We start from the raw sequence: 24341 nt of genomic DNA on the forward strand, positions 1-24341 counted from the left end.
CGGGCGGAACCGCAGACACAGGGTGCGATGCATCGCCTTGGAAAAGCCGGCCACTCGAGGTGTGCCAACTGCGGGGATTATGGGGCCCGCGTGCTGAGGATCAGAGCGCGATCAACCGCTCCACCCAAGCCAGCGCCTCATTGCTGCTCCAGTCGACCTCGCCGCGCACGCGCTCGCGCGCACGACCCTGGCGGTCGATCAGCACGGTGGTGGGGAACACGCGCACGCCCCAGGCCCGGGCATGCTCGCCCAGCGGATCGATCCACACCGGCAAGGTGAGACCGGTCTGGGAAACGAAGCGCTGTGCACGCTGCACAGGCTCCTTGAAATTCAGCGCAATGACAGCCAGGCGGTCTTCACCCAGCAGGGGCGGCAAGCCTTGCAACGTGGGCATCTCGGCCCGGCAGGGCTCACACCAGCTCGCCCAGAAATTGAGCAGCACCGCACGGCCCTTGAAGTCGGCAAGCCGCACAGGCTGGCCTTGCAAGTCCAGGGTTTCCAGCTTGGGCGTGGCTTCAGAGCGCGGCCAGGGGCTGCGCTGATAGGCAGGCGTTTGCCCATGCGCAGCAGGCAGGAGCACCGCCGCGCCCAGCACCCCAAGGCATTGCCTGCGGCTCCAGGCGTTCACAGGCGCTCGGCCACCCAGCCCTGCACCGATTGGAGCGCCTTGGGCAAGCCCGCGGCATCCGTGCCACCGGCCATGGCCATATCGGCCTTGCCGCCGCCCTTGCCACCCACCTGCTGCGCCACGAAGTTGACCAGCTCGCCCGCCTTCACTTTGCCCATGCTGTCGGTGGTGACGCCGGCGGCCAGCTGCACTTTGCCCCCGTCCACCGCCGCGAGCACGATGGCCGCGGTCTTCAGCTTGTCCTTCAGTTTGTCCATGGTGTCGCGCAGCGTTTTCGCATCGGCACCTTGGAGCACGGCCGCCAGCACCTTGATTCCCTTGACGTCCACCGCCTGCGCCATGAGTTCGTCGCCCTGGCTGGAAGCGAGCTTGCCCTTGAGCGCGGTCAGCTCCTTTTCTAGTGACTTCACCTGGTCCAGCGTCTGTCCGATGCGCGACGTGAGTTCGGCCGTGGGTGCCTTGAGTGCGCTGGCGGCCTGCGCCACGGTGTCCTCGAGCGACTGCAGGTAAGCCAGGGCATTCGCGCCCGTGATGGCTTCGATGCGGCGGATGCCGGCGGCCACACCGCCTTCGCTCACCACCTTGAACATGCCGATGTCGCCGGTGCGTTGCACATGCGTGCCGCCACAGAGTTCGCGGCTGGAGCCAATGTCGAGCACGCGCACGGTCTCGCCGTACTTCTCGCCAAACAACATCATGGCGCCCGTCTTCTGCGCCGATTCGATGTCCATGATCCGCGCCTGCGTGGCGTGGTTGTCGAGAATCTCGGTGTTCACCAGCGCCTCGATCTTCCGGATCTGCGCGTCCGTCACGGGCGCGTTGTGCGTGAAGTCGAAGCGCGTGCGTTCGGCGTTCACGAGCGAGCCCTTTTGCTGCACATGGTCACCCAGCACCTCGCGCAGCGCCTTGTGCATGAGGTGGGTCGCGCTGTGGTTGCGCACGGTGGCCGCGCGCAGCGCGGTGTTCACCTTTGCATCGACGCTGTCACCCACGTTAAGCGTGCCCTGCTCCAGCGTGCCGTGGTGTCCGAACACATCGGCGCGGACTTTCTGGGTATCGCTCACCGCGAACCGGGCAGAGCCACTGGTGATCACGCCCTCGTCACCCACCTGCCCGCCGCTCTCGGCGTAGAAAGGCGTGCTGTCGAGCACGATCACGCCACCCTGGCCGGTCTTGAGCTCAGCGACCGAAGTGCCATCGAGGTAGATCGCCACGATCTTGCCGGGCGCCTCGAGCTGCTCGTAGCCCAGAAACTGGTTGCCCGCGCCGCTGTAGTCCAGCGCCTTGTCCATCTTGAATTTGCCCGCTGCACGCGCCTGCGCCTTCTGCTTGTCCATGGCGGCATGAAAGCCCGCCTCGTCCACAGAGAGGCCACGCTCGCGGCACACGTCAGCCGAAAGATCGAGCGGGAAGCCGTAGGTGTCGTGCAGCTTGAAGGCCACATCGCCCGGCAGCACCTTCGCACCACCGGCCAGCGCCGCGTCGAGAATTTCCATGCCGTTGGCCAGCGTTTCGTAGAACCGCTCCTCTTCGGCCTTGAGCACCTCCACGATTCGCTGCTCCTGACGGGCCAGGTTCGGATAGGCAGCGCCCATGAGCTTCACCAGATCGGGCACGAGCTTGTGGAAGAACGGCGTTTTCTGGTCGAGCTTGTAGCCGTGGCGAATGGCGCGGCGGATGATGCGGCGCTGGACATAGCCACGCCCTTCGTTGCCAGGAATCACGCCATCGCTCACCAGAAAGGCGGTGGCGCGGATGTGGTCGGCAATCACCTTGAGCGAGGGGTTGGCCAGATCGCTGATGTGCGTTTCGCGGGCGGCGGCCTTGATGAGCGCGTCGAAGATGTCGATCTCGTAGTTGCTGTGCACATGCTGCAGGATCGCGGCGAGCCGCTCCAGACCCATGCCCGTGTCCACGCAGGGCGCGGGCAGCGGCGTAACGGCGCCGGTTTCGTCCATGTTGAACTGCATGAACACGTTGTTCCAGATCTCGATGAAACGGTCGCCGTCTTCATCGGGACTGCCCGGAGGGCCGCCGGGAATGTGGGGGCCGTGGTCGTAGAAAATTTCGCTGCAGGGGCCGCAGGGGCCGGTGTCGGCCATCATCCAGAAGTTGTCGGACTTGTAGCGCCCGCCCTTGTTGTCGCCGATGCGGATCACGCGCTCAGGCGGCAAGCCGATTTCCTTGGTCCAGATGTCGTAGGCCTCGTCGTCCTCTTCGTACACGGTGGCCAGCAGGCGCTCCTTGGGCAGCTGATACACCTCGGTGAGCAGTTCCCAGGCCCATTTCAGCGATTCGCGCTTGAAGTAATCGCCAAACGACCAGTTGCCCAGCATCTCGAAGAAGGTGTGGTGGCGCGCGGTGTAGCCCACGTTCTCGAGGTCGTTGTGTTTGCCGCCAGCGCGCAGGCAGGCCTGAACCGATGCTGCACGCACATAGGGCCGCTTGTCGGTGCCAAGGAACACGTCCTTGAACTGCACCATGCCCGAGTTGGTGAACATGAGCGTGGGGTCGTTGCCGGGCACGAGCGGGCTTGACGCCACCACGGTGTGACCCTTGGAGGCGAAGAAATCCAGGAAGCTCTTGCGAATGTCGGCAACGGATGCGGGGCGGGTCATGGGGGCCTTGTGGGTGAAAGGTCGTTGAAAGCGGGCGGCGCCTGGCTGCACCAAACCCGCTATTTTCCAACATGCCGGCCCGCTATGCTTTCACGACCGCAAGCGGCACAATCGCAGGCCAGTTGTTTAACAAGTTAAATGATTGCCGCCCCACCGAACACCGACCCGATGGAGACCTCCGATGGACATGAAGACATCCCCTCTGGCCCTGCTGAAAGATCCCAGCCTGCTCAAGACCGATGGCCTGATCAACGGCCAGTGGGTGGCTGGCAGCAGCCGCTTCGACGTGCTTGATCCCGCCACTGGCCGCAAACTGGCCGACGTGGCCAACCTCAGCCCGAGCGATGCGGAAGCAGCGATCAAGGCCGCCAACGCCGCGTGGCCCGCCTGGAAGGGCAAGACCGCCAAGGAGCGCAGCAACATCCTGCGCAAGTGGTTCGACCTGCTGATGGTCAACCAGGACGACCTGGGCCGCCTCATGACCGCCGAACAAGGCAAGCCCCTGGCAGAGGCCAAGGGAGAGGTGGCCTACGGCGCGAGCTTCGTGGAGTGGTTTGCCGAGGAGGCCAAGCGCGTCAATGGTGAAACCTTGCCCACCTTCGACAACAACCGCCGCTTGCTGGTGCTGAAGCAACCCATCGGTGTGTGCGCGGCCATCACGCCGTGGAACTTCCCGCTGGCCATGATCACGCGCAAGGTGGCGCCAGCGCTGGCGGCGGGCTGCCCGGTGATCATCAAGCCGGCCGAGCTCACGCCGCTGACCGCGCTGGCTGCCGCCGAACTGGCCATCCGCGCCGGCATTCCGGCTGGCGTGCTCAACGTCATCACCGCCGACAGCGACCAATCCATCGCGGTCGGCAAGACGCTGTGCGCCAGCGACGTGGTGCGCCACATCAGCTTCACTGGGTCTACCGAGGTGGGCCGTATCCTCATGGCGCAGAGCGCGCCCACCGTCAAAAAGATGTCGCTCGAACTCGGCGGCAACGCACCCTTCATCGTGTTCGACGACGCCGACATCGACAGCGCGGTGGAAGGCGCCTTTGCCAGCAAGTACCGCAACGCCGGGCAGACCTGCGTGTGCTCCAACCGCATCTACGTGCAGGCTGGCGTGTACGACAGCTTCGTGGAGAAATTCGCCGCGCGGGTGAAGACCGCCAAGGTCGGCAACGGTTTCGACGAGGGAGTGAACCAGGGCCCGCTGATCGAGGAAGCCGCCCTGGTGAAAGTGCAGCGCCATGTGGACGACGCGCTGGCCAAAGGCGGGCGCGTGGTGGCCGGAGGCAAACGCCTCACCTCAATGGGCAGTGGCCAGTTTTTTGAACCCACCGTGGTGGCCGAAGCCACCGCCGACATGCTCTGTGCGAAGGAAGAAACCTTCGGCCCCTTCGCTCCCGTGTTCAAGTTCGACACCGAGCAGGAAGCGATTGACGCCGCGAACAACACCGAGTTCGGCCTGGCCAGCTACTTCTACAGCCGCGACGTGGGCCGCATCTTCCGGGTGAGCGAGGCACTGGAATACGGCATGGTGGGCATCAACGTGGGCATTCTCGCCACCGAGCATGTGCCCTTCGGCGGCGTCAAGCAGTCAGGCCTGGGCCGCGAAGGTTCGCACCACGGCATGGACGACTACGTGGAGATCAAGTTCCTCTGCATGGGCGACATCCTCAAGTAAACTCCACGCCTTCGCGGGTGTAGTTCAATGGCAGAACGGCAGCTTCCCAAGCTTCATACGAGGGTTCGATTCCCTTCACCCGCTCCACATGAGCATCTAAAGGCCGTCAAGGACATGCACCTGACGGCCTTTTTCATTGGTGAATCAACACTCTGCGTTGCAGCAACGTCCAGCGGCAGACATTGACAGTCGGAACGAGAGCGGGGAACAATGCGGGGAACAAACAAACCCCTACCCGTAGAACCGGGGCACAAACCTGGAAAGCTGTTCCCCGATGCTCACTGATCCTGATTGCAAGAACAGCACCTGCCCGCCCGACAAGAAGCGGATGCGCCTGACCGATTCGGCAGGCCTGTACCTGGAAGTCAGTCCGAGCGGTTCAAAGCGTTGGTTTCTGAAGCTGTACAAGGGGGGCAAGGAGACGCGCCTAGCGCTGGGCAGCTATCCGGCAGTGACCTTGAGGGAGGCACGAAACAAGCGGGATGCAGCCAAGGTGCAAAAGGCGGAGGGCCGTGACCCGATAGAGTCGCGCAAGCTTGAAAAGCTGACCAAGGCCGCGACCGGGGCAACTACCTTTGAAGCGGTGGCCCGTGAGTTCCACGCCGTCAAGGCGGCGGGCTGGAGCGACGGCCACGGCACCAAGTGGCTGCGGATGAACGAGATTTACCTGTTCCCACACATCGGCAGTTTGCCGGTGAGCAAAATCAAAGCCCCGTCTCTATTGGCGGCGCTGCGCAAGGCAGAGGCGAAGGGCATTCTCAGCACGGCGCAAGACCTGCAACAGATGGCCGGGCAGGTGTTCCGCTACGGCATTCAGACAGGCTACTGTGAGAGCAACCCGGCGGGCGACCTGAAGGGCGCACTCAAGCCCCATGTGGCGAAACACTTTTCAGCGGTGCTTGATCCGGTGGAGGCCGGGGGCTTGCTGCGGGCCATCGACGGCTACACCGGGCAACCGGCCACGCTGGCGGCAATGCAACTCTCTGCCCTGTTCTTTCAGCGGCCCGGCAACATCCGGGCAATGGAATGGGCATGGGTTGATCTGGAGGGGGCCATGCTGACCATTCCACCGTCTGACATGAAGCGCAAGAAACACGAGAAGGTCAACGGCAAGCCCCACCTCGTGCCCCTGTCCACCCAAGCGGTGCGCATTCTGAAAATGCTGGAGCAGTTGACCGGGGGCGGGCGCTATGTGCTTCCGGGGGCGCGGGACCGCAACAAACCAATGAGCGACGGCACGATCAATGCGGCGCTGCGTCGGCTGGACTTTGGAAACGATGAACATGTGGCCCACGGGTTTCGAGCGATGGCCCGCACCATGATCGCGGAGCGCATCCCCGGTATTCCCGCTGACATGGTGGAAGCTCAACTTGGCCACGGGAAAAGCGGGCCGCTAGGCAGCGCCTATGACCGTGCCGACTACCTGGGGCAGCGTCGCCAGATGATGCAGACGTGGGCCGACTATTTGGACAAGCTGCGAGCCGGTGCCGAGGTGATCGAGTTCAAACGGGCCTAAGATTTTTGCCAGCCCTAGGCTGATCCCCGAAAAACCCGTTTCCCTGACGGGCTGGGCTGGCACCTCAATTCAGGGTGGCGCGAGGGGCGCATGAGTAACTTATTCAAGCTGAAAAAGTGGATGTCGATTAGCGACACTGCAATAAGACTATCTACGATCTTCGGTGAAAAGGTGGGTGAAGCAGATGTTTTGAGACTTGCACTTGATGGTCACTTAAAGCTTTCAGTTCAATTGGTCAACGGAGCATATGGCCGCTATTGCACACCAGTTAATGTCGATGACATTAAGTGGGTTGAAATGCCTTCGTTGGATGGCGTGCGCACGGTGAGTATTCCTGCTGGTGGACGAATCTGGTCAGATTCAAGAGGCACATTTCAAGTAACGGAAGGCGTCACTCGCTTGAATGAAGGCATCTGGGATTTGCCATTGACGGGCGGTGAGCGGATAGATGTAGAGCATGAATATCAAAACTTAACGAACGGACCAGAGGTCACTGGGGTAACGCTTGAAGGTATTTTCGTTGCTTCAGAAAGTGGAGGTCTCTACGAAATTCAGACGTCTTTTGAATTCAATGAATCAAAAATCATCGACAAACAAAAGCGATCTCCGACGCGTCGCAGTGTTGAATATTTTCCAGCAGGAGCCTTACCGACAGACAGCGTTCTAGTAGTCCGGACCGATGCACTGAGACAGCTTGAGCAGAGCATGAGTGAAGGGTCAGAACGAGCCGAGAAACCGTTGCTGACCCGCGAGCGCGACACCTTGCTGACCATCATTGCCGCCTTGGCGCAAGAGGCGAATATCAAGATCTCTACTCCCAGCAAGGCTGCGGTGGTGATAGAAGATTTAACCGTCCGCATGGGTGCGCCCGTCTCAAAACGAGCGATAGAGGAGCACCTGAAAAAAATACCTGATGCCTTAGGAAGTCGCGCCAAGTAAGACATCGGCGGGCATTTGCCCATTGATTTTGGCAACTGCCCTCCATCGAGAACACTAGGTTTGATATTTAGCCCCGTTGGCAAGTTGCGCCAATGTCATATAGGGGCAAAAATGTCTATCTTGAGAATGCCAGCCGTTAAGGCTGAAACGGGACACCGCTCCCATGCAAGCATCTACAACGCTATCAAGGCCGGTCTTTTCACCAAGCCTGTGCAGATCGGGCAGAGGTCTGTTGGCTGGCCATCAAATGAAGTCGAAGCCATCAACGCGGCACGTATCAGCGGTCAATCAGAGGACGAGATCCGCGAACTGGTGAATCTGCTTCATTCGCAGCGGGGAAAAAAGCTGGCCGTATTGCTGGCCGCGTAAGGGGTGACTATGACGATCAACACCACCCCAAAAGAAACGCCCACCGGGGACGGCAATCCCACGGCAGGCAACACGATCAACGATCTCAATTTTCCCACGGCGGAGCGCAACGACAAAGCGTTTTCTAACCTGCGGGCAGCGTTCGCAATGAAGGGCCACGCGTTACACCGAACAGACCCGGCAGACGGGGCGGTGACATATTGGGCCGAACGTTGCGGACTGGTGCGCTACCTGCCCACCATTGACACGGCGCGGCGATTCCTGGAGCAGATTGGGGGGCGGCTGTGATTGCAGGGTCTGATCCCTCCGAGCATTTCCGGGCCGCGATTGCATCGGCTGGCCTGACACCGCCAGACGCGATCGAGGCGGACGGCGCCATCCACCGTTTCAGCACCAGCGGCAAGCGGGCTGATGATTCGGGCTGGTATTTGTTGCACCTGGACGGCATCCCGTCTGGTGCATTCGGATGCTGGCGCGAGGGCCTGCAATCCACCTGGTGCGGCAAGGCCGACAACGAGATGACTGCGACGGAGCGCGATGCCCACCGCCAGCGAGTCAACGCCATGCGGATGCAGCGCGAGGCAGAACAGGTGGAACGGCAGCGGCAGGCTGCAGCGGCGGCGGCACTGATCTTGACTCAGGCGACACCGACGACCGAGCATGAATACCTGACGCGCAAGGGCATCAAGCCCCACGGCGTGAAGTCTGACGGCCATCACTTGTTGATCCCGATGCGGGATACATCGGGGGCACTGCACAGCCTGCAAACCATCGCACCGGACGGCAGCAAGCGTTTTCAACCTGGCGGACGGGTGAAGGGCTGTTACTTCGCCATCGGAAAACCTGATGGCGTGCTGATCGTGTGCGAAGGCTACGCCACCGGCGCGACCATCCATGAGGCGACAGGGCACGCGGTGGCGGTGGCGTTCAATGCGGGCAACCTGGAGGCCGTGGCATCTGCGCTGCGCATCAAATACCAGGCGCTGAAGATCACGGTGGCCGCTGACGATGACCACATGACCGAGGGCAACCCCGGGCTGAGCAAGGCGACTGCGGCGGCGCAATCTGTGGGCGGATGTGTGGCTGTGCCCGTGTTCCCGGCAGGCCGACCAGACAAGGCGACGGACTTCAATGACCTGCACCAGTTGGCCGGGCTGGTCGCGGTACGCCAATGCATTCAAGCGGCGCAAGCTACCGCCATATCAAGCGGCGCATGGCCGGAGCCCACGCCCTTGCCTGATGCGTTGCCACCTGTTCAAGCCTTCGACGCGGAGTTGATGCCAGACGCGTTGCGGCCCTGGGTGATGGACATTGCCCACCGGATGCAATGCCCGCCTGATTTCCCGGCTGTAGCCGCACTGGTGGCTGCATCAAGCCTGATCGGTGCCCGTGCTGTGGTGCAACCCAAGGCACGCGATGATTGGCAAGTAGTGCCGAATCTGTGGGGTATGACGGTAGGCCGGCCAGGCGTGAAAAAAAGCCCTGCACTGGCCGACACACTGCGACCGCTCAACCGTTTGCAGGCGAACGAGTTTGAGCAATGGCAGGTGGCACACGATGCATGGGCGCTCGATTGCAAGGTGGCCGAATTGGCGGGCGACGCCAACGGCAAGAAGGCCAAGGGGCTTGCCTTAAAAGACCCGGCGGCAGCGCGTGCCTTGCTAGAGCCAATCGACGCACCCGCCGAACCCGTGGCCCGGCGCTACATCGTCAACGACGCGACGGTGGAAAAGCTGGGCGAACTGTTGCAAGAGAACCCATGGGGCACTCTCTCCTATCGGGATGAACTGTACGGGCTGCTGACCAGCCTGGACAAGCAAGGGCAAGAAGGATCACGCGCCTTCTATCTCCAAGCCTATGACGGCAATCAGGGATACACCTTTGACCGCATCCAGCGAGGCACCGTGCATGTGCCCCGTGTTTGTCTGTCGATGCTGGGCGGCATCCAGCCGGGCCGCGTTCAGGAATACGTGCGCGGTGCCGTTGCGGGTGGCAGTGCAGATGATGGCCTGCTGCAGCGGTTCGGCTTGACGGTGTGGCCTGACACCAGTGGTGATTTTGTCCACGTTGACCAGTGGCCCGACACCCCGGCGAAACAGACCGCCTGGGCAGTTTTCGAGCGCCTCGCATCCCTAGCGCCAGCAAGCGAGACAGACGCGCATGTATGGCGTTTTGATGCCGCTGCGCAGGCTTTGTTTGTGGAGTGGCTGGTGCCCTTTGAAATCGAGATTCGCGGGGATGACATGCACCCGGCGATGGTGTCGCACCTGTCCAAGTACCGAAAGCTGATCCCTGCCCTGGCGCTGGTGTTCGCGTTGATCGACACGCCCGACAGCGGCAACGTGATCGGAGAGCGTGAGCTGATCCGGGCGCTGGTGTGGGGCGACTTCCTGCGCACCCATGCACAGCGCCTGTATGCGGCGGCAGTGATCCCTGAGACAGTCGCAGCGGCGGCGCTGCTGACGAAGATCAAAGGCGGCAAGCTGATAGACCGAGACGGCGTGCTGATGGACAGCTTCACCCCCCGTCTGGTGGCTCAAAAAGGATGGGCAGGACTGGCGACCCCCGACGCGGTGCGCAAGGCTGCTGACGTACTGGCCGACTTCGACTGGCTCAAGCTGGGGCCCGGGCAGACGGTGCCAGCGGGCGGTAGGCCAAGTGACCGCTATGCCATCAACCCGGTGGCGTTGATCGGGAGTGCTGGCGCATGAGTTGGCTTGAGCGACTGAAGAAAACAGCGGTAGTGCCCTGCGCCCCACCTACAAAACCTACAGAACCCGGTTTCGTAGGTTTCGTAGGCAACCCGGCGGCCCTTTCTCAAAATTCAGCGGGCGAGGCAGATGCGGCAAACGACGCAGCCCCACCGCCAGACCCCGACCTGTATTGCTGGCCGCACACCACCGCGATGAACACGGGGGAGATTGACACGTTCACGCGGCGGCTGGCGCGGTTCACGGACCAAGGCATGGGGCTGAATGAAGCGGAACGCCTGGCAGACAAGCTGGTGATGCGAGACAGGGAGGCCGATGACCGGCGGTTGTGTCTGGAGTGCTCACACCTTGCGGGCGCAGGCCGCTGGAGCTGCGGCAATGCAACGAGCGCGGACGTATCGGCTCAAGGGCTGTCGCGTGAGCTGGTGACGATGCCGCAGCGTTGCCACGGTTTCACCCCGTGAGTGCCTTATGTCCACGCGAACGAGAAAGGAAAAAGCCATGAGCAAGACCAAACCGAAACACGATCCCAAGTCCCTGCCGATACCGGCAACGCCGTCTCAGACCCCCGAGCAATCTTTGTCGCGGGCGGCGCTGGTGCCTTCAATCAATGCGGCATCGGTAATCGAGGCCTATCAGGGCAACATCATGGGCAAAGACTGTGACCTTGCGGAAATGGTGGAGTGCCTGCGCGAAACCATCAAAGAGGTGAAAGGTGGAGACCTGACAAGGCTTGAGGCCATGCTCGTATCGCAGGCCACGGCGCTGCAAACTATGTTCACCAGCCTCGCACGGCGGGCGGCGAACCAGCAACAGCTAAGGCAGTTTGAAACCTTCATGGCGCTGGCACTGAAGGCCCAAGCCCAAAGCCGGGCCACCGTTTCGGCGCTGGTGGATTTGAAATATCCACGGCAGGCGACTTTCGTGAAGCAGGCCAACATTGCCCACGGCCCGCAACAGGTCAACAACGGGGCGGCACCGCCTTACGCGACCAGTACGCACGCCCCCGCGCACGCGGGAGAAACAAAACCCGCGCAGACCGAACTATTGGAGCGACAGCATGGCGAACGGATGGACACCGGAAAACTCAAGGGAGTAGGTGATTCAACGACCTTCGCGCGATCCGCACCTGGCGCAGGGTAGCGTTGTCCATTGGTGGCATTTGGTGCAGATCACGGTTTTTGGAACGTACTGCGCTGCATTTATAGGCGGTTTGTTGGCATCTTGTGATTTAGTTGGGAGGGGTGCCACCGCCCCGCCCGCCTTTCCCTCATTCAATGTTAGAAGAACTTTTCTGGCACAAGAGCGGCAGACGTTTATCTTCCGATCCCAACAGTTGGAGACGCAAACGAGTTGATCACACTTGCCGCAGCGACGACGGGGAGCGTGCGGAGTACAACCGCATGACTCGCAAGTTGCTTTTAGTCTGCGGGTTGTCCAGAACCGAGTATTCACCTGAACACCTTTGCGACCTCGCAGGTAGTCCCGCTATCGAAGATGAGCTTGTTGTCGTAGGAGTAGCGCTCGTACCTCAATACAGCATCGTCGCCATAGGTGTATTCATAGCAGTATTTCGTCTGGATGAAGAAGCCCTCGCTCGTCTTGTAAAGATCTTGATCAACTCGACGGACATTGACTCGATACATCTCTGCACACACCGAAACCACAGTACCTACCGCGAGCAGCACCACCAACCATTTTCCTGTTTTCATGCTCACTGACCTCATAAAAGATCCCGACAGCAACGGATCTCCTTGGATTCTTCATCAGGAAACATCTCTGACCAATGGGAAAAGTCACGAAACATCTGAAATCTGGCTGCGTTCGTCGAGACAGCAACGAACATGGTGAAATTCAACCAAGGAGCACTGCATGTCAAACGGATGGACGCCAGAACGACGGGCGCGGCAAGCGGCACTGATCCGTACATGGAAACCTTGGAGGCAGTCCACCGGACCGAAGACATCCAGCGGTAAGGCCACCGCGTCAAAGAACGGTTACAAAGGCGGTCATCGGCAAATGCTCCGACAGTTGTCGCGCCTGGTGAGTGCCGAGATTAAAGAAGCGCGGGAACTGCTGACCGCGTTACCCCGCTGACCAAGGGAGAACACATTTGAAATTGCCTCTACATTGCTCCGCGCTATGCGCGCTTGTCATTGCTGCGTCAACTGCAATGGCTGGGACTGTTGAACAGGCAACGGTCATTGCAGAACCTCAGATGCAGATCAAGGATGGTGCGATTCAGGGGTGTGGCTATCGCCTCAAAAGCATTCCGCAGTCCCTTGCGGGGCTTACGTCAGTCATCATTTTGGATACGTCCTTCAACATTTACGCAGAGGGTGTGGCGTTGCTCAAGGGCGGGGCTGTTCGCGTTGCAGTCAAAGCTGGCGCGCCGGGGAAGGCCGAGAACAGACAGATCGCAAGCTTTTGGATGAAGGCACAAGGCGAGAAGCCGACCAAGGCGCTGAATGGCAAAGTGATCCCGGGGGAGAATCAGGGCTACCTGCTTTACGGCGAATCAATTGCTGCTGTTGCGAAGTTGTTTGACTCAGTGGCTGACGGCACGCCGCTGACCATAGGCGTAAGGGTCAAAGGGGAAGGCATCGACCGCATCTATTCAGGCGTTGCACAGTTGTCCGACCGAGACAGAAACCAAGGTGCGGAGTGCCTGAGTGACTTGGTGAAGCAGATGGAAGCCGATCTTGAGCCCAAGCCTTCTCGCCAGTGAAGGGATGGTCGCTCGTGGCCCATAACTGCTGCAATGCAGTTTTGGGCCCGGTCCAGCTTGAGATCGCATGACGCCCATCGGCCACAAAGCGGCCGGATGGTCAAGAGGAAAGCAGTCGCTCAACGTGACGGTGAGCGGCACGTTGCGGTTAGGGCTGCACCGTGCCGGACTTCCAATGGCAATGTGCGGCCACTTACCGCAATGTGTCCGAGTCGGCCGACCAGTTAGGCATCTTCCGGCCCATGTTTGATGACGAACGCGTCGCGAAGCTTGAACACATGTGGGGGAACATCGTTCGGATCTCCGGCCACTGCTTCAGGATTGAAGCGAGACTCGCGCACTTGTTCAATGATCAGAGGCATGAAAGATTCACTTTGGCCTTGCGTCTCAGGCCCTAAGTGCGCGACCAGGTCTAGCTCTATTGCCAAGCCCGCGGCAGCCATGAAGGGAGAGCGACCGAGAGCTTCACAGAACTGCTCGGCGAGTGGCTGAGGGAGGCCTGAAACGATCGTTGGGAGCATCGACGGTGAGAAATCGAAGCTGACGCAGTGAGGTTCTCCCGCAAACTCTGTATTCGCGCTCGCAGTGATGAGATTGTCGTTCACTCGTCCAAACAGGTTCAGACGAGTGCCGAACATGACCAAAGCCGAGTCGTGAGAAAACCCTAGTCGGTGGAGCTTGAACCCAAAGTCGGGCGCGAATTTGCGGCGCGCGGGTTCGGCCAGATACTCCGGCGACATGTACTTCACGATTTCCTCCCACCGCGACTCGAATTCGTCAAACGCGAGATGTAAGAGAGGGTCGGCGTGATCGGTACTGAAAATTGCAAGCTCTCGGCCGTTGCACAGCGCAAACTCTCGACAACGAATCTCGGGATGAACGGCATAGCTATACGCTTGCTGAACATGCATGGGGTCAAGGACCCCTTCATTCGGGCCCTTTGCATCAAGGATAAGAGCAGGTTTGTCCTTCAAAACAAGGGTGTAGTCAGGGATGATCGTCACCGGATGATTGCGTGTGCCCAATCGAATGAACGGCTGTCGTAGCTTCTTGCTGCGCAAGACTCGAGCCCCGCCAGAAGGCAGGTATCCAAGTCGCGAAAGGATTGGGACGATCACCAACTCCCGAACAGAGTCCTCCTTGAAGTCTGGGTCGTCAAATGCAGCGGCTGTCAGATTCGCAAACATAGGTGCCTAACTCTTGGTTTACCTGGGACAAGATTGCTCGGGGCCCGTTGCCTTCAGTCAAATACGCACCTTGCTCAACTAGAGGCGGTCAGTAGTGCGCTCTGGGAGGCTACGGGACGAGCGTATTCGCGGCGTTCTCTAGGGTCGTCAAGGCGTGAAGAATCACGGTCGTCCCGGACCATTGAGTCGAGTAAATGAAACGCCCTGGCGTTACGCCCCTGCACTGTGCGCCCGTAAGGTTGAACGGTGCTGCTCGGATCATTTTCGAGAAGTCGTCCCAAGCCTTGTCAGATTTGTGCGCGATGGCATTCCGTATCTTCTTCAGCTTGGTCAAGTCCTGCACCGTTGCCTGCGGGAGAACGAATCGATGCCCGGCCCCGATGTGGGCATCTGCACGACTAACGAACGTGTCGAAACTTGACCACTCGACGAATCTCGCTGGATGGTCCGGATGGTTCAAGATTTTCTCGGCCAATCTGTAGGAGGCGTTCTTTGTCCGAAACGCCTTCACCTCCGAGCGAAGAGTTCCGGTCGCAAGCGTCGCCAGGTCCGTGGTGATTACGTCCTTACAGAACGCTTCCCAATAGGTCAACGCGCTGATGAAAAGCCCCTCGGATAGCTTGTGCACGTCTGGGAACGTGAACAGCCCCCCCCGTCCGACGCCGCTGCACACCTTGCCGTAGGCGACGCGGATGTGAGCTAATGAGTCTAGGTACTCGTCGCGAATGGCAATGGCCGTGCGCATGCGGTGTGCCTCCCCAATAGGTTTATTTGCAGCTGGCAGCCGACTGATGCAGCAGACCAATACGGGCCCATGTAGGTTCCTCGGCCACAGGAGCAGCAACGCACTCGAAAGCAGACTCTTGGTGGCGACCGATTCTGGCCGATTCCTGATTCCTGTAGTCTAGCTTCTGAGGTGTGAGTTGCGTCCCGCCAAGTTGGGATGGCCGGACGGAGACTTTCACCGGCAACGAGGCAAGCCGTCTTTCGTGGGTAGCCCACCCAATATCGGGGAACAAATCGGGGAACAGGTGAGAGCTCAGCGATCTCTACGCCAGATTAATCAATCACTTACGGAGATTTTTGGCTTCCCTTCACCGCTCCAAATCCCTTCAGGGCGCAACCACCTCGCGCATGCGTTCCAGATCGCGGCGGTACTTCTTCGCCAGCACCTGCTTCTGTCGCTCGCTCAGAATCTTGCCCGACACCTGAAAGAACTTTCGCTCTTCTTCTTTCAGGTGGTGGTGCACTTCGTGAGACAGCTTTTTCACGCCGGCCAGCCATTCTTCGGGCTTGCCCCGCGCCTTGGCAATGTCTTCGACACACTCATCGATTTCGTGGTGCTCCGAAAGTGCGTGCCGCGACGACTTGAGGCCCATGTCGTCGAGCAGGATTTGCGCGTAGAGAAAGCGTTCCTCGGCGGCGGCGTGAGCCGCGAGCTCGATGCGCAGTTCCCGAAAAATTTCCTGAGCGCGCGCGTCGTACGTCTTGATGCGCGTGAGTTGCCGGCACAGTCTGCGCTGAACTTCGTGGCTCTCGCGCAGTGCGTCGTAAATGTTGTCCATGGGTTCTCTCCGTGTGGGTGCGTTGCCGCGTGGGGAGCAACGTCGAGTGACCATACCGAGAAATCACCACCCGTTCCGTAGGACAGTGCCGCAATCTGGCGGCGCGGCCTAGCCCGTCAGCGACGATCCCACACCCAGCAGCGCGAGCACACCCAGCACCGCGAAAATCAGCCCGGCCACGATGTGCACCACCTTGATCGGCACACGCCGCGTGAGTGCATCGCCAAAAAAGACCACGGGCGCGTTGGCCAGCATCATGCCGAAGGTGGTGCCCAACACCACGGCGATCAGCGGTTCGTACTGCGCGCCTAGCGCCACGGTGGCGATCTGGGTCTTGTCGCCCATCTCTGCCAGAAAGAAAGCCCAGGTGGTGGCGAAGAACACACCCATCTGGCGCTTGGGCACGGCGTCTTCGTCGTCGAGTTTGTCGGGGATGAGCATCCACACCGCCATGGCGATGAACGAAATGCCGAGCACCCAGCGCATCACATTCGGTCCCACGGCTGCCATGATCCAGGCGCCCGCTGCGCCGGCCAGCGCGTGGTTGAGCAGGGTTGCCACGAGGATGCCCCAGACGATGGGCCAGGGCCTTTTGAAGCGGGCGGCCAGCACGAGAGACAACAGTTGCGTCTTGTCGCCCATCTCGGCGAGGGCGACGATGCCGGTGGACAGAAGAAAGGCTTCCAAGGGGATCTCGGTGAACAAAAGAAAACGCCCGCGAGGAGCGGGCGCTGCACAGGGGCGATTTTACCGGCTCAGATCAGCGCAACGCCGGTCCTGGATTGCAGGTACTCGCGAGTGACGCCAGGCGCCAGCTCGACCAGTTTGAGGCCGTCGGGCGTCACGTCCATCACGGCGAGGTCGGTGATGATGCGGTCCACCACGCCAACGCCGGTGAGGGGCAGTGTGCAGGCCGGCAGGATTTTCAGGTCTTCGGTGCCGTCCTTCTTTTTTGCCACGTGTTCCATGAGCACGATCACGCGCTTCACGCCGGCCACCAGATCCATGGCGCCACCCATGCCCTTGACCATCTTGCCCGGGATCATCCAGTTAGCCAAGTCGCCTTTCTCGCTGACCTGCATCGCGCCCAGGATGGACAGGTTGATCTTGCCGCCGCGGATCATGGCGAAGCTGTCGTGGCTGCCGAAGATGCTGGAGCCCGGCAGCGTGGTCACGGTCTGCTTGCCGGCGTTGATGAGGTCGGCATCCACCTGGTCTTCCGTGGGAAACGGACCAATGCCCAGCATGCCGTTTTCGCTCTGCAACCACACTTCCTTGTCGCCGGTGTGGTTGGCCACCAGCGTTGGAATGCCGATGCCGAGGTTGACGTAGAAGCCGTCTTCGAGCTCTTGTGCCGCGCGCGCGGCCATTTGGTCTTGGGTCCAGGGCATGGTCAGGCTCCAGCTTTCTCGGTGATGGTGCGCTTCTCGATGCGCTTTTCGGGGTTCGGGTTGTGCACGATGCGGTGCACGTAAATGCCGGGCAGGTGCACCTCGTCGGGCACCAGCGCGCCAGTCTCCACAACCTCCTCCACCTCGACCACGCAGATCTTGCCGGCCATGGCAGCGGCGGGATTGAAGTTTCGAGCGGTCAGGCGGAACTGCAGATTGCCCGATTTGTCGGCGCGGTGCGCCTTGACCAGCGAGACATCGGGCACCAGAGCGCGCTCCATCACATAGGTATCGCCATCGAACTCGCGCAGTTCCTTGCCTTCGGCCACCAGCGTGCCGACGCCCGTCTTGGTGAAGAAGGCCGGAATGCCGGCCCCGCCGGCGCGCAGCTTTTCCGCCAGCGTGCCCTGGGGCGTGAACTCCAGTTGCAGTTCACCAGCCAGGTACTGCCGCTCGAACTCTTTGTTCTCGCCCACGTAGCTGGAGATCATCTTGCTGATCTGCCGTGTTTCCAGCAGCTTGCCCAGACCGAAGCCGTCGACCCCGGCGTTGTTGGAAATCACGGTGAGGTTCTTTGCGCCACTGTCGCGCAGCGCATCGATGAGCGCCTCGGGGATGCCACAAAGGCCGAAGCCGCCGACCGCCAGCAATTGGCCGTCGGCAACGATGTCCTTCAGCGCAGCGGCCGCGCTCGGATAGATCTTGTTCACGGAATGGTCTCCAGGAGGGAAGCAAACAGGCCGCTACGATACTACGTAAAGACATACGTAGTACTTCGTAAAGCCAAACCCTATGGACATCGATTACCGCCTGGCCTTTGACCTCGCCCCCGTGGGGCTGGCGCTCTCGCGCCAGCGCGCCATGGTCGACTGCAACCAGGCCCTGTGTGACATGTTCGGCGCCACCCGCGACCAGTTGATCGGCGAGAGCTTCCAGATCCTCTACCCCAGCGCCGACGAATACGAACGCACGGGCGCGCGCATCGAGCCCCTGCTGGGCCGCAACGGCACCTACGCGGACAACAGAATCATGAAGCGCGTGGGCGGCCAGCTCAAGGGCGAGACCTTCTGGTGCCATGTGACTGGCCGCGCGCTGAACCGCGACGCGCCGCACGCGGCTGGCATCTGGAGCTTCGAGGACTTGAGTTCACGCCGCGCGGTTAAAGCGGAGCTCACGCCCCGCGAGCGCGAGGTGGCGGCCTTCCTCATGGATGGCCTGACCAGCAAGGAAATCGGCAAGCAGCTCAGCATCAGCCACCGCACGGTGGAGATTTACCGGGCCAGGCTGATGCGCAAGTACCAGGCGCACAGCACGCCCGATCTGGTGCACCGCCTGCTCGCGGGGTAGCTTATTGAGGTTGAAATCCAGAGTCCTGGATGATCTTGGCCCAGACCTTCCCGTAAGCCTGTTCGCGAGCGCCCAGCTGGTCGCCGCTCATGAAGCCCACCGTGAGTCCCATGGCGGTCAGCTTTTCGCGCACGTCGGGCTGGTTGATGGCTTTCTGCACCGCCTGAGCCAGCTTGTCCAGCACGGGCTTGGGCGTGCCGGCCGGGGCGAACAGGCCGTAGTACGGAACGTCCTCGAAGCCTTTCAGTCCGAGCTCGGCGAAGGTAGGCACTTCGGGCATGGCAGCCTGGCGCTGGCTGCCCATGACCGCCACCACGCGCAGCTTGCCGGCCTTGTGGTTCTCGATGAAATCGGGAATGGAGGCCACCCCCGCCGGGATCTGGTTGCCCAGCATGTCGGCCATCATGGGCGCGCTGCCCCGGTACGGTGCGGCCACCAGATCCAGGCCATTCTGCTTCGCGATCACCTGCACCAGAAACTGCGGCACGGAGGCCGGAGCGGGAATGCCCACCGTCCCCTTGCCGCCACCGGATTTCACGCCATCCACATAGGCCTTGAACGATTGCGCGGGCGTGCCGCTGGAGACCGCGAAGGCGTTGACGAAGGTCGCGAAGCCGGCCACCGGCACGAAATCCTTCGCCGGTTCATAGCCCGGGTTTTTTGTCACCATCGGCAGGATGGTGATGCTGTGGTCGTGGCTGAGGAAAACGGTGTTGCCATCGGGAGCCGACGCTTTCAGCGCCTGCGCCGCGATCTGCCCACCGGCACCGGGTTTGTTGTCCACCACCACCGCATGGCCCAGCTCTTCCTTGAGCCGCTCGGCCAGAATGCGTGCGATGGCATCGGTGCCACCGCCGGGCGGGAAGCCCACCAGCACCCGTGTGGTGGGTGCGCTCTGGGCTTGGGCGAGGCCGAGGCCGAGGAACACAGTGGCACCGAACGCAACCACCATGCGGCGACTCAGCAGAGAAACAGAAATGCTCATGGCACAAGGCTCCTGAAAATTGGGTTGAAGAATGAAGTGAAAGCGAGCAAGGTTCAGGCCACTGGCGCGTCCACTACGCTGGCCGCCGTGCGAAACGCCTCCACCGCCGTCGGCACGCCGCAGTAGATGCTAGCGTGAAGCAGCACTTCCTGAATTTCTTCGGGCGTTGCACCGTTGTTGAGTGCACCGCGCACGTGCCCCTTCAGCTCGTGCTGCTTGCCCAGTGCCGTGAGCATCGCCACGGTGATGAGGCTGCGCGTCTTCAGGTCCAGGCCGGGACGCTGCCACACGTCGCCCCAGGCGTTGCGTGTGATGTAGTGCTGCATCGGCAGCGAAAACGGCGTGGCGTTCTCGAAAGCTTGCGCCACGAAGTCTTCGCCCATCACCTGCCTGCGGGTGGCGAGACCCTTGTCAAAGTCCTTGTCGGGGGGCTGCTGGCTCATGCGCTCGGCTCCTGAAAAACCACCAGCATAGCCGCTGCCGCTACCATGGCAGCTCCACAGGAGACCCCCATGAACCGCTACCCCGCACCCGACATCAACGACCTCCCCGAAGACATCAAGGCCAAGGTGCTGGAGGTGCAGGAGAAAGCCGGTTTCGTTCCCAACGTGTTCCTGGCGCTGGCGCGCCGCCCCGCCGAATGGCGCGCGTTCTTCGCGTACCACGATGCGCTGATGCTGAAGGAAGAAGGTTCGCTGACCAAGGGCGAGCGCGAGATGATCGTGACCACCACCAGCGCGGCCAACCAATGCCTCTATTGCGTGGTGGCGCACGGCGCGATCCTGCGCATCTACGAGAAGAAGCCGCTGGTGGCCGACCAGGTGGCGGTGAACTACCGGAAGGCAGACATTCCGCCGCGCCAGCGGGCGATGCTGGATTTCGCCATGAAGGTGTGCCTGCGTTCACACGAGATCAACGAAGAAGATTTCCCGCCGCTGCATGCACATGGGTTCTCGGACGAAGACATCTGGGACATCGCAGCCATCACCGCGTTCTTCGGCCTGTCCAACCGCATGGCCAGCTTCAGCAACATGATGCCCAACGCCGAGTTCTACCTGATGGGCCGAGTGCCCAAAGCAAAGCCCTCCGCCTGATCCGATTGCATCAGCTGCCGATGCGCAGCAGCTTGCCGCTGCCGCCGTCGGTGAGCAGGTAGAGACGGCCGTCGGGACCCTGGCGCACATCGCGAATGCGCTCGTTGCGGTTGGCGAGCAACCGTTCGCGGCCCACCACCCGGGTTCCATCCAGCTGCAGGCGCCACAAGGCACTCCCGGCAAGTGCGCCCACGAAAAGGCTGCCTGTCCAGTTGGCTGGCTGGCTGCCGGTGAAGAACGCCATGCCGCTCGGCGCAATCGAAGACTTCTGGCCGCCGGTCCACGCAGCGCCGGTGATGGTCTCCCAATACGACACCGGCTGCTCCATGCCGGCCATCGCCGTGCCCGAACCCACCTGTGTCGTCGTGCCGTACTCCTGGCCATAGCTGATCACAGGCCAGCCATAGTTGCGCCCGGCCAGCGTCTGGTTCACTTCGTCGCCCCCCTGCGGGCCGTGCTCGCTGGTCCAGAGTTCGCCGCTCACAGGATGCAGTGCGGCACCCTGAGGGTTGCGATGCCCGTAGCTCCAGATGCCACTCTGCGCGCCAGCCAGCACCGGGTTGCCCGGTGCAGCGGCGCCTGACGTGGTGATGCGCACCACTTTGCCGTTGCCCCGCGATAGGTCTTGCGCGTACGCCTGCTGGTCACTGTTCTGCCGATCGCCCATGGTGACGAAAAGGTGCCCGTTGCGATCGAACACCAGGCGCGACCCGAAGTGGCCGCTGCTGGCCACTTTCGGCAGTTGCCGGTAGATCACCTGCAGGTTGAGCAGGCTCAGCGACGCGGTGTCGAGTTCGGCACGGGCCACCGCAGTGCCGTTGATCGATGCATTGAAGCTGTCGGCTTCGGAGAAGCTGAAGTAGATGCGACGGTTGTTGGCGAAGTCGGGATCGATCACCACGTCGAGCAGGCCACCCTGCCCCGCCGTGGCGAGCGCGGGCAAACCGCTGATGTTGCTGAACGACTGACCATTGGCAGCGTACAGGCGCAGGCTGCCGGTGCGCCCGGTGATCAGCATGCGCCCGTCGGGCAGGAATGCCAGACTCCAGGGGTTGGGCAGGCCCGTGGCCAGCTCGGTCACCGCCACCGCGCCCGTGGTGGGCACGAATGCGGGGTCGTTCGGCGTCGGGGGGGAAGGAGCGCCAGGTGCACCACCGTCCGCATCGCCACCCCCACCGCCGCAAGCGGTCAACAAGCCGAGGAACAAGCCGATGCTGGCGAAGCGTGGTGAGAGTCTGGACATCGGACCATGCTAGGTCAGCCCGTGAAGCTGGGTGCAAGCAAATGTATGCAGCCGCAACAGCCGTCAGTTCAGCTGGTCGATCATGGTCGTCGGCAACGCGGCGGATCGCTGTTTCGGGAAATCCACCCACACGGTCGTGGCACCGCCCGAGGCATAAACCACACCAGGGACGTCGGCGCGTTCGAGCGTGCACCAGGTCTCGAAACTGCTGCGGCCCACATCGCTCACGAACATCGTGGCCACCACGTCGCCCGGGTACTCCAGCTGCTTGTGGAAGGTGCAGAACGCGTTGACGATCACCGGCCCCTCCCCCAGTGGATCGGGCTGGCAATCGATGGAGCGCATCCATTCGATGCGGATGGTTTCGAGGTAACGGAAGTAGGTCGTGTTGTTCACATGGCCCATCGCGTCCATGTCGCCCCAGCGAATGGGAATGGTCATGCGAAAAACCTGTTTCTTCTTTTCGGGCAGTTCAAATTTCATCGGTGGGCCTTGATGGAAGCGAGGATGCCGAGGACAAACAGTACGCAGGCAGCCCATTGCAGTGCGGCGGGCCAATGGCCGTCCCAGGCGAAAGAGTAGAGAAGACCGAAAACGGTCTCGCTCACGATGAGCTGGCCAGCCAGGCTGGGGCTCAGGCGGCGGCTGGCCATGTTCCAGAGCACGGAGGCCACCCAGGCCGAGCCGATGCCGGTAACGGCGCACACCACCACGAAGGTGCCGAACCCCGGCCGCGCCACCATGTCGGACGCGCTCGAACCCCACAAGGCCCAGAGCGCCATCGCACCCAGCCCGGCGGCCACGCCGAGCCAGTTGGCCCAGACGGTGGAATTCACGTCCGGGTGGTGGCGCAACCAGCGCGCATTGAGCAGCCCGAAAGCGGTCCAGCTCGCCATGGCGGCCACGGCATAGGCGAGCCCTCGCCACAGCTGTGCGCCCGTGGTGGGATCGTGGTCGCTGGCCGTGGCCTGCATCATGAGCAACATGCCCAGCACCGTGAGCACCAGGCCCGGCAGCAGCGCGACCCAGCGCAGGCCATGCGGTTTGCCGAGCAGCATGATCCACAAGGGAATGGTGCCGATGATGAGCACCGGCAAGGCCGCACCCGCATCGTTGATGGCGAGCACCAGCAGCAGGTAGTAGCCCGTGTATCCCAACAGGCTCAGGGCCAGCGCCGCACCCGCCTGACGCAGCGTGGGACTCAGCGGCACCGCACCGCCCATGGCGCCGCGCAAGCGACCCACCGCCAGCCACAGCAATGAGAACAATCCACAAGCCAGGAAACGGCCCACGGTGTAGTCCACCGACGAAAAACCCGGCACCAGCAGCGGCGCGACGAATGTCATGCCCCAGAAAGCACCCGCGCCCAGGCCGGCGAGCACGCCGATGGCCATGCCGGGCGGCCAGCCCGAAGGCCGCACAAGAACCGCTTCGTTCATTCAGGCCCCGAAACCGTCGTCGGCCGCGATCACCGCGCCGTTGATGAAATGGCTTTCGTTGGAGCAAAGCATGACCAGCACCGCATCCAGATCGGCCGGCTGACCCACGCGCTTGCGTGGCAGCATGTTGACCAGCTTCTGCCCTTGTTCGGTCTGCCAGTGGTGGTGGTTGATCTCGGTGTCGATGTAACCCGGGCAGATCGCGTTCACGTTGATGCCGAAGCGGCCCCACTCCACCGCCATGGCCTTCGTCATCTGAACCACCGCCGCCTTGCTCATGCAGTACACGCCGATCTGCGGCAGCACCTTGAGCCCGGCCATGGAGGCAATGTTGACAATGCGCCCCCCCACATAGGTGCCCGGCGCTGCGCCCTTGGCGCGCGCCAGCATGCGCCGGCCCACCTCCTGCGCCACGAAAAACGCGCCCCGGGTGTTGGTGTTGAAGATGTAGTCGTAATCTTCCTCGGTCACGTCCTGCAGGCGCTGCGTGGTGCTCACGCCCGAGTTGTTGATGAGGATGTCGATTGCACCGACTTCGGTTTCCGCATGGGCCACGCCCGCCTTGATGGAGGCATGGTCGGTCACGTCCATGGCCACCACATGCGCGTCGCCGCCACCAGCTTCGATGTGCGCGCGCAACGTCATGAGCCGGTCCGTGCGGCGCCCGGCCAGCACCACCGCCGCGCCGGCCCGCGAAAGCGTCTTGGCGAACTGTTCGCCCAAGCCGCCCGAAGCACCGGTGATGAGGGCCACGCGGCCCGAAAGATCCAGGCTGTATGCCATGAGAGAGCCTCCTCTAAAGTCGTTCATTCTGGCGTGTTCGGGCGGACTTGTCCGCCCCGCGCGCGACTGTGGCGCGTTAAGACGCACCTCGGCCCACTAAAATCATTTCTCCCACAAGAGCGAGAC

General features: G+C 61.7%; 26 protein-coding genes and 1 tRNA gene. 12 read left to right on the top strand and 15 right to left on the bottom strand.

Translation table 11 applies throughout. The features are described 5' to 3' along the window. Positions 1 to 100: 100 nt before the first annotated feature. Both CAP37_RS11265 and alaS read right to left on the bottom strand, forming a co-directional pair. Entirely contained in the window at positions 101 to 628 is a 528-nt protein-coding gene (locus tag CAP37_RS11265; RefSeq protein ID WP_218776850.1) for a TlpA disulfide reductase family protein, read from the bottom strand. Next, positions 625 to 3246, bottom strand: coding sequence for an alanine--tRNA ligase (gene alaS / locus CAP37_RS11270; protein WP_086124953.1), 2622 nt, complete (start codon positions 3244 to 3246; stop codon positions 625 to 627). The genes CAP37_RS11265 and alaS overlap by 4 nt, the downstream gene beginning before the upstream one ends. A 181-nt stretch (positions 3247 to 3427) precedes the next feature. On the opposite strand from alaS, the gene CAP37_RS11275 reads away from it, so the two are divergent. From CAP37_RS11275 to CAP37_RS11315, 9 genes are all read left to right on the top strand, one after another. Continuing rightward, entirely contained in the window at positions 3428 to 4918 is a 1491-nt protein-coding gene (locus CAP37_RS11275; RefSeq protein WP_086124243.1) for an NAD-dependent succinate-semialdehyde dehydrogenase, read from the top strand. A 13-nt stretch (positions 4919 to 4931) separates the two neighbouring features. Beyond that, positions 4932 to 5005: transfer RNA gene (locus tag CAP37_RS11280), tRNA-Gly, on the top strand. A gap of 187 nt (positions 5006 to 5192) precedes the next feature. Then, entirely contained in the window at positions 5193 to 6434 is a 1242-nt protein-coding gene (locus tag CAP37_RS11285; protein WP_086124244.1) for an integrase arm-type DNA-binding domain-containing protein, read from the top strand. Positions 6435 to 6524: 90 nt separating this feature from the next. Then, positions 6525 to 7373 carry a hypothetical protein gene (locus CAP37_RS21545; protein ID WP_143435928.1) on the top strand — a complete coding sequence of 283 codons (849 nt, stop codon included), beginning with the start codon at positions 6525 to 6527 and terminating at the stop codon, positions 7371 to 7373. Between the two features lie 111 nt (positions 7374 to 7484). Further along, a complete protein-coding gene (locus CAP37_RS11295; protein WP_086124246.1) occupies positions 7485 to 7742 on the top strand; it encodes an AlpA family transcriptional regulator in 258 nt (85 codons plus the stop codon). Between the two features lie 9 nt (positions 7743 to 7751). Next, positions 7752 to 8030 (top strand): hypothetical protein, encoded by a 279-nt coding sequence (locus CAP37_RS11300; RefSeq protein ID WP_086124247.1) that lies wholly within the window; start codon positions 7752 to 7754, stop codon positions 8028 to 8030. Then, complete coding sequence (locus CAP37_RS11305; RefSeq protein ID WP_086124248.1) at positions 8027 to 10453, top strand: DUF3987 domain-containing protein; 2427 nt, start codon at positions 8027 to 8029, stop codon at positions 10451 to 10453. The genes CAP37_RS11300 and CAP37_RS11305 overlap by 4 nt, the downstream gene beginning before the upstream one ends. Positions 10454 to 10647: 194 nt before the next feature. After that, complete coding sequence (locus tag CAP37_RS11310; protein ID WP_086124249.1) at positions 10648 to 10917, top strand: hypothetical protein; 270 nt, start codon at positions 10648 to 10650, stop codon at positions 10915 to 10917. 37 nt (positions 10918 to 10954) lie between these two features. Then, positions 10955 to 11596, top strand: a complete 642-nt coding sequence (locus CAP37_RS11315; RefSeq protein ID WP_086124250.1) for a hypothetical protein — start codon at positions 10955 to 10957, stop codon at positions 11594 to 11596. Between the two features lie 308 nt (positions 11597 to 11904). Here CAP37_RS11315 and CAP37_RS11320 read toward each other — a convergent pair whose 3' ends face one another. Beyond that, a complete protein-coding gene (locus CAP37_RS11320) occupies positions 11905 to 12165 on the bottom strand; it encodes a hypothetical protein (protein ID WP_086124954.1) in 261 nt (86 codons plus the stop codon). 401 nt (positions 12166 to 12566) lie between these two features. Between CAP37_RS11320 and CAP37_RS11330 the strand changes: the two genes are divergently transcribed. After that, entirely contained in the window at positions 12567 to 13181 is a 615-nt protein-coding gene (locus CAP37_RS11330) for a hypothetical protein (RefSeq protein ID WP_218776851.1), read from the top strand. Positions 13182 to 13405: 224 nt separating this feature from the next. Here the strand turns inward: CAP37_RS11330 and CAP37_RS11335 are convergent, their stop codons facing one another. The 6 genes from CAP37_RS11335 to CAP37_RS11360 all read right to left on the bottom strand — a co-directional run bounded on the left by CAP37_RS11335 (position 13406) and on the right by CAP37_RS11360 (position 18034). Continuing rightward, entirely contained in the window at positions 13406 to 14368 is a 963-nt protein-coding gene (locus CAP37_RS11335; RefSeq protein ID WP_086124253.1) for a type I restriction enzyme HsdR N-terminal domain-containing protein, read from the bottom strand. 109 nt (positions 14369 to 14477) lie between these two features. Then, positions 14478 to 15113 carry a hypothetical protein gene (locus tag CAP37_RS11340; RefSeq protein WP_086124254.1) on the bottom strand — a complete coding sequence of 212 codons (636 nt, stop codon included), beginning with the start codon at positions 15111 to 15113 and terminating at the stop codon, positions 14478 to 14480. A gap of 367 nt (positions 15114 to 15480) precedes the next feature. Continuing rightward, positions 15481 to 15933 carry a hemerythrin domain-containing protein gene (locus CAP37_RS11345; RefSeq protein ID WP_086124255.1) on the bottom strand — a complete coding sequence of 151 codons (453 nt, stop codon included), beginning with the start codon at positions 15931 to 15933 and terminating at the stop codon, positions 15481 to 15483. A gap of 108 nt (positions 15934 to 16041) precedes the next feature. Further along, positions 16042 to 16620: a TMEM165/GDT1 family protein gene (locus tag CAP37_RS11350; protein WP_086124955.1), complete on the bottom strand. Its 579-nt coding sequence runs from the start codon at positions 16618 to 16620 to the stop codon at positions 16042 to 16044. Between the two features lie 68 nt (positions 16621 to 16688). Further along, positions 16689 to 17324 (bottom strand): 3-oxoacid CoA-transferase subunit B, encoded by a 636-nt coding sequence (locus CAP37_RS11355; RefSeq protein ID WP_086124256.1) that lies wholly within the window; start codon positions 17322 to 17324, stop codon positions 16689 to 16691. 2 nt (positions 17325 to 17326) lie between these two features. Further along, complete coding sequence (locus CAP37_RS11360; protein ID WP_086124257.1) at positions 17327 to 18034, bottom strand: CoA transferase subunit A; 708 nt, start codon at positions 18032 to 18034, stop codon at positions 17327 to 17329. An 82-nt stretch (positions 18035 to 18116) separates the two neighbouring features. Between CAP37_RS11360 and CAP37_RS11365 the strand changes: the two genes are divergently transcribed. Next, positions 18117 to 18671 carry a LuxR C-terminal-related transcriptional regulator gene (locus tag CAP37_RS11365; protein WP_086124258.1) on the top strand — a complete coding sequence of 185 codons (555 nt, stop codon included), beginning with the start codon at positions 18117 to 18119 and terminating at the stop codon, positions 18669 to 18671. A gap of 1 nt (position 18672) precedes the next feature. Here CAP37_RS11365 and CAP37_RS11370 read toward each other — a convergent pair whose 3' ends face one another. Together CAP37_RS11370 and CAP37_RS11375 are read right to left on the bottom strand one after the other, a co-directional pair. Further along, positions 18673 to 19656: a Bug family tripartite tricarboxylate transporter substrate binding protein gene (locus CAP37_RS11370; protein WP_086124259.1), complete on the bottom strand. Its 984-nt coding sequence runs from the start codon at positions 19654 to 19656 to the stop codon at positions 18673 to 18675. Positions 19657 to 19709: 53 nt separating this feature from the next. Further along, positions 19710 to 20099, bottom strand: a complete 390-nt coding sequence (locus tag CAP37_RS11375) for a carboxymuconolactone decarboxylase family protein (protein ID WP_086124260.1) — start codon at positions 20097 to 20099, stop codon at positions 19710 to 19712. A gap of 69 nt (positions 20100 to 20168) precedes the next feature. On the opposite strand from CAP37_RS11375, the gene CAP37_RS11380 reads away from it, so the two are divergent. After that, on the top strand, positions 20169 to 20750 hold the full coding sequence (locus CAP37_RS11380; RefSeq protein ID WP_086124261.1) for a peroxidase-related enzyme: 582 nt from the start codon (positions 20169 to 20171) through the stop codon (positions 20748 to 20750). A gap of 10 nt (positions 20751 to 20760) precedes the next feature. Here the strand turns inward: CAP37_RS11380 and CAP37_RS11385 are convergent, their stop codons facing one another. The 4 genes from CAP37_RS11385 to CAP37_RS11400 all read right to left on the bottom strand — a co-directional run bounded on the left by CAP37_RS11385 (position 20761) and on the right by CAP37_RS11400 (position 24215). Continuing rightward, positions 20761 to 21993: a PQQ-dependent sugar dehydrogenase gene (locus CAP37_RS11385; protein ID WP_086124262.1), complete on the bottom strand. Its 1233-nt coding sequence runs from the start codon at positions 21991 to 21993 to the stop codon at positions 20761 to 20763. A 63-nt stretch (positions 21994 to 22056) separates the two neighbouring features. Continuing rightward, positions 22057 to 22476, bottom strand: a complete 420-nt coding sequence (locus CAP37_RS11390) for a thioesterase family protein (protein ID WP_086124263.1) — start codon at positions 22474 to 22476, stop codon at positions 22057 to 22059. Further along, positions 22473 to 23432, bottom strand: coding sequence for a DMT family transporter (locus CAP37_RS11395; RefSeq protein ID WP_256926940.1), 960 nt, complete (start codon positions 23430 to 23432; stop codon positions 22473 to 22475). The genes CAP37_RS11390 and CAP37_RS11395 overlap by 4 nt, the downstream gene beginning before the upstream one ends. Continuing rightward, positions 23433 to 24215, bottom strand: coding sequence for an SDR family oxidoreductase (locus CAP37_RS11400; RefSeq protein ID WP_086124264.1), 783 nt, complete (start codon positions 24213 to 24215; stop codon positions 23433 to 23435). Between the last annotated feature and the right edge of the window lie 126 nt (positions 24216 to 24341).

Origin of the sequence: Hydrogenophaga sp. IBVHS1 (genome assembly GCF_002127265.1) — a bacterium.
Classification (GTDB): domain Bacteria; phylum Pseudomonadota; class Gammaproteobacteria; order Burkholderiales; family Burkholderiaceae_C; genus Hydrogenophaga.